Source organism: Rhizobium sp. PP-CC-3G-465 (assembly GCF_004343445.1).
In the GTDB taxonomy this organism is placed as follows: domain Bacteria; phylum Pseudomonadota; class Alphaproteobacteria; order Rhizobiales; family Rhizobiaceae; genus Ferranicluibacter; species Ferranicluibacter rubi.
In genome coordinates this window covers 1-4942 of the sequence record NZ_SLYH01000042.1, presented here as the reverse complement: position 1 = coordinate 4942, position 4942 = coordinate 1, and the positions used below count along the sequence as shown (strand labels likewise).

Below are 4942 nucleotides of genomic sequence, written 5' to 3'. Positions count from 1 at the left end.
TCAAGCTCGGAGGCGAAGTTCCGCGGATCGGAATGCCCGAACCGAAGCGTGAGCGCATCGGCCACCCGCTTCGCTTCTTCCAGCGCGATCCTGCCCTCCGGCGTTGACCGCAACTGATCGATGAGCGGACCCTGTTTGTCGATCGCTGCCTTTTCCACCTGGGCAATGAGCTCGAAGCTGCGAGGTGTCAGCCCGGGCACCTCGACGCCATCGCGTTTCTCCCGCTGCCAGGTTTCCGATGCCCGCTCCGCATCCAGGCGCCGTTCCCAGGCTTTCGAGACATGGCCGATATGGGCGGCCACCGCCTTTGCGATCTCCGTTGCCTGTTTGCGCTCCTTGTTGTCGCCAAGCAGCCCCGACCTGCCACGCAGCTCCCCGAACCGCTCCGGCTGTTTGGCCATGATCGTCGCGAGTTCTTTCCCCCTCCCCGTCTTCTCGGTGATGCCTGTGCGCAGCTGACGTGTGACGGCCTCCGGATCCTGGAACACCTGCTGCGCGAGCGACGCGACCGTCCCGAACCTGTGCTCGACCACCGATGCGGCCTTCTCGCGCGCGACCTCCTCGATACCGCGGTCGTAGCGGGTGACGGCTGGCACAAGCGGTTCTGGACGCTGAGACCCGCCCGGACCCTTGCGCTCTGCGTTCACACGGTCCAAGGCGATCTCGCTGCGAATGCCGGCCTTTTCCGCAATCCCCCGGCGATGGGCGAAGTCCTCGGTGTAGTCGAGCGTCGTTTCCTTGACGCCCGAGCGGCTGAGCCGCTCCTCGAGCTGCCGGAATGCCAGATCCTCCCCGGTGAGCACGCTCCAGCGGTTGCGTGTCACGGCGCTTCCATCGGGAAGCCGAACCGGATCCGAGCCGACGCGCTCAAGCCGTATCGCTGCACCAACCTCTGGCGCTGCTGCCTCCATCGCGCGTTTGAGATCCGTGCCCCAGACCGTCTGCGTCTCGCCTTTGTCCGTCTCGATCGTGACGAAGGTGCTGTCGCGGTTTTTGGGATCGTGGGCATAGGGTGCGGTACCGAACGCCACCAGCCGACCGGCGCTCGCGTCTGTGAACGCGTCCTGGCTCGCATAGAGCTGGACGCTGTCACGATGCCGCGTCATGGCGACATAGGTCAGGTGACGGTCCATCGTCTTCGACGCCATCACAAACGCACGATCGACGGTGGCGCCTTGCGTCTTGTGGATGGTGGTCGCATAGCCGTGATCAAAGGACTGGTAACTTTTGGTGGGTATGGTGACGATGCGGTCATTGTTCTGACCGCGACCAGCACCATCGTCGAGCTGAACCTGTATTGCGTCCGGCTCGACGGTCCGCACGGTCCCGAGCATCCCGTTCTTCACGCCGAGATCCCGATCGTTTTCCAGAAACACCAGCCGGTCACTGGGTGCAAAGGCGCGCGCACCGTTGCTCGTCTGGAACGACAGCTCACCATTCTCCCCGCCGCGTGCCAGACGGCCGGTGTCCTGAAGCGCTGAACGGATATCGGCGTTGATGGCGGAGACGTCGGCTCGGCGATGCGCCATGGCAACCCGGCTGCCCTGCGGGCGGGCCTCCAGATCCGCAACGGTGTCGCGCACGATGGCGGACCGCGCATCATCCACCGTCTGGCTGAACCGGATGTCGCCATGCCGCCGATACGCCGCCAGGCCCTCCGCCGTCTTGTGCGTGGCAAACGACACGGATGCTGCGCGCTGCCAGTCCACGCGCTGACGACGGATGTCGGAGAGCGCACTGTGCCCGATCTGCTCGGCGATCGCCCGGAACGGCGCGCCGGCTCCGATCGCCTGCAGCTGTTCGTGGTCGCCAACCAGGACGATCTTTGCACCGCGCTTCTCGACCTCGCGCAGAACCCGAGCAAGCTGGCGACTGCCGACCATGCCCGCCTCGTCGATCACGAACACGTCACGCCGGCCAGGCAGCTGACGATCGTTCTGCCACCGCATCTCCCAGGAGGCGAGCGTGCGGGAGGCAATGCCAGACGACTCTTCCAGCCCTTCCGCCGCCTTCCCCGACAGTGCTGCACCCTGCACCTGATAGCCCTGGCGCTGCCAGGCTTCCCGCGCGGCCGTCAGCATGGTCGACTTGCCCGCACCGGCATAGCCGACGACAACCGCAATACGCTCAGGTCCCGTGACATGTTCGATCGCCGCCTGCTGCTCTGCGGACAACCGCGCCGCGGAAAGGCGCCGATCGCGCTCTGCGGTGTCCAGCTCGCCACGCTCGACCTTTGCTACCGTATCGCTGGCAATGCCTGCTCGAAGCGCCGCATTCTGGCGGCGGATCGCATGATCGATATGCTGACGAGCGACCCCATGTGTGCGCGCTGCCTGCAGCCTTTCAGCGCTCTTCGCCATCCCGTTTTCTATCTCGACCATCTCGCGCGTCGAATAGCGCGCGAGCGCAATCCTGCCGGTCGCGTCATGCGTTCGTTCCGGCTGCAACGCGACCAGTGCCGGCGAGGCCATGACGGTTGCGAACGCGTTCTGGAACGCTTGGGCATCGTCGTTGATGTATCGATGCAAAGCACGCGCGACATCGTGGCGGTCAAAGACGCTCTTCTCGCCTGTGATGATCGCCAGCACCTCCTCCGGTTTCTTGCGAATGAGATCGGCGTTGCGCCTGGCGGCATCCTCATCCAGTCGCGCGCGCGTGATATCCTGGCCGCGGCGTTGCATCTGTGTCGCGTGAACGCCGGCATGTTCCGTCGGCTCAATCTCCAGTCCGCGCTCGGCATGACTACGATGATCGACGCGAATATCGAGACCTGCACGGGCAAGATGCGCATTGGTCATCTGTTCGAACGATTGGCGGATATCGCGAAGCTGCATCTGCGATGTCGGAAGGTCGTTCGACAGCAGCCATTTGTTCTCACGCTCGATGTAGGTTTTGTCCGCAAGCCCCTCCCCTGTCACCTGCCGCGTGGTCATCATGATGTGCGCGTGGTGATTTCGAACGTCGCTGGCGGAATGCGGACGATGCACGGCAAAATCCACCGCCGCGCCATGACGGTTTGCCAGCTCCTGGGCGAACTCCCGCGTCAGATCAATACGCTGTTCCGCAGTCAGCTCATGCGGTAGCGCCACCTCGAATTCGCGGGCAACACGGGCGTCCTTCCGGTTCTCGGCTTTCTCCGCCGCATTCCACAAGGCCGATCGATCCCGCGCCCACTCAGTATCCACGCCTTCGGGAAACACGATCTCCGCATGCTCAACACCCTGCTTGGCGCGAAAATCATGCGTTAGGCCATCGCGCTCGTTGGTGAGCTTTTCTGCAGCACGATAGGCAGCGGATGCGACCGCGCTGCGGCCACCGCTCCTTGCAATCGGCTTCATGCTGCAATGGTAGATCGCCATGTCCGTGGTCGCCTTTCCCGATGCGCCATCGGCCACTTGAGTTGCGCAGCAACTCGTAAGTGCGCCCTTGTGCCTCATTCGCTTCGCTCTCTTCGTACGGGATCTCACAGGGTGCCGCTATTTGTAGGATTCACCAAATTGCCGATGCGACAGCCGCTCCGTAGCCTCGCCCCTGATGTGGATGACTCGGATCAGGAAGGATCACAACATGGCGCGAAAGAGCATTGGGGAACGGCTGGCCCAGATCGAGGCCCAGCGCAAAACGCTCAAAGCCCGGTTGGGAAAGCAGGAGCGATCGGAAGAGACAAGGCGCAAGATCCTGCTGGGCGCACTGGTGCTTCACCGGCTTCAGACGAACGGCAACAGCACGTTCACACGGCAGCTCGATGACTGGCTGAGACGCGAGCTGCCAGGCTTCCTGACACGCGAGGCCGATCACGCGCTCTTTGCCGATCTGCTGCAACCGGATCCGCTTCCATCAAGCCCGCTTCCATCAGATCAAGTGACGACACCCTCTGCGACAACGGGCAGCAATGGCGCGGACAGGCACGGTGAGACCGAAGGCGAGGTGGCGCCATGAACCGGATGACCCGCACCTTTGACGCCTTCAGCACCATGTTGCGGCAGGTGGCCCGTGATCCGCTCTGGGCGATCGTCGCCCTGATCGCGGCACCCTTCCGCTATTCAAAGATGGTCGCAAGGGCCGCCGTCTATTTGATGATCGTTCTCTTCGCTGCGGTTGTCGCACGTGACTATCTGCTACGGCTTGCCGGCAGTGTGACGCATGACGCGCTCTGGTATCTCGGCAACATCGTTCTGACCCTCGTTGCGATCGCCTTCGTATTCCGCGTGATCAGCGAACCGTTGATCCTGCACTTCGGCTCGAGCGACGATGCCACGCATGGCTCGGCCCGGCTTGCGACCACCAGAGAGATCGCGCCACTCATCAACGCGCCCTCGGGCTTGCTGATCGGTCGCGATCCGAGAACGGGCAAACTTCTGCGCTATGACGGACCGGCCCATCTCCTCACCATGGCGCCGACGAGGTCTGGCAAAGGTGTCGGCACCATCATCCCGAACCTGCTGACGGCGGATCGCTCGGTGATCTGCATTGATCCGAAAGGCGAGAACGCGATGGTGACAGGGCGTGCGCGCGAACGCTTCGGCCCGGTTCATGTTCTCGATCCTTTCGGTGTCACCGGTCGACCGTCCTCGACCTTCAATCCGCTCGACCAGATCGATCCCGACAGCGTCGATGTCGCCGAGGACGCAAGCACACTTGCCGATGCATTGGTGTTTGACGAGCCGGGTCTGTCCGGCGAGGCGCACTGGAACGAAGAGGCAAAAGCGCTGATCACCGGTCTGATCCTTCACATCGTTATCAACGAGCCGCCAGCCCGGCGAACGCTTGCCACCCTGCGCGACAATCTGACCCTTGATCCCGGTGCCTTTGCAGCGCTTTTGAAGACCATGCAGGTGTCCCTAGGCGCCAGTTCTGCCGGCAACCTTGTTGCGCGTGCCGCCAACCGTCATCTTGCCAAATCCGACCGCGAGGCGGCCGGTGTTCTGTCATCCGCCCAACG

At 63.2% G+C, this 4942-nt stretch carries 3 protein-coding genes; 2 read left to right on the top strand and 1 reads right to left on the bottom strand.

The annotated features are described in order from the left end of the window. Positions 1 to 3359: Ti-type conjugative transfer relaxase TraA (traA, locus tag C8J33_RS26595; RefSeq protein ID WP_132665916.1), on the bottom strand; the 3359-nt coding region annotated here is incomplete at its 3' end. A 208-nt stretch (positions 3360 to 3567) separates the two neighbouring features. Here traA and C8J33_RS26590 point away from each other — a divergent pair. Both C8J33_RS26590 and C8J33_RS26585 read left to right on the top strand, forming a co-directional pair. Beyond that, positions 3568 to 3939 carry a mobilization protein gene (locus tag C8J33_RS26590; RefSeq protein WP_245507307.1) on the top strand — a complete coding sequence of 124 codons (372 nt, stop codon included), beginning with the start codon at positions 3568 to 3570 and terminating at the stop codon, positions 3937 to 3939. After that, positions 3936 to 4942, top strand: a 1007-nt coding sequence (locus tag C8J33_RS26585; protein WP_132665915.1) for a type IV secretory system conjugative DNA transfer family protein, incomplete at its 3' end; no start/stop codon positions are given. The genes C8J33_RS26590 and C8J33_RS26585, both read left to right, overlap by 4 nt.